The sequence below is a fragment of the Paenibacillus sp. 01T422 genome (assembly GCF_056398785.1).
Genome location: NZ_JBFTQB010001713.1, coordinates 1 through 387 on the forward strand (window position 1 = coordinate 1; position 387 = coordinate 387).

A 387-nucleotide genomic window follows, 5' to 3' on the forward strand; every position below is an offset into this window, starting at 1 on the left:
GTCAATCGCTGCAGATTCCTCCAGTTCCGGAGGTAACCCTTCAAAGAAAGATTTCATTACGAAGAAATTGTACGTGCTGATTAGCCCAGGCAGCCAAAGTGCCCAGTAGGTGTTCATAATACCCAGCGTTTTGATGAGGATATAGTTAGGAATAATCCCTCCGCCAAACAACATGGTGAACGTTATGAGCATAAGTAGGACATTCCTACCCTTGAGGCGCTTGCGACTTAATGGATAGGCCGCCATAATGGTTGCTACAATGTTAATGGAAGTCCCCACAACTGTGATGAGTAATGTATTCTTCATGGCATTAAACAGCTGACCGTCGTCAATTAAGTTTTTAAATGAAGTGAATGTGATTTCCTTCGGCCATAAGAAAACTTCCCC

1 protein-coding gene is annotated in these 387 nt (G+C 43.4%); it reads right to left on the bottom strand.

All coding sequences use genetic code 11. The features are described from left to right. On the bottom strand, window positions 1–387 hold a 387-nt coding region (locus AC1DUA_RS40905; protein WP_477505050.1), incomplete at both ends, for a carbohydrate ABC transporter permease.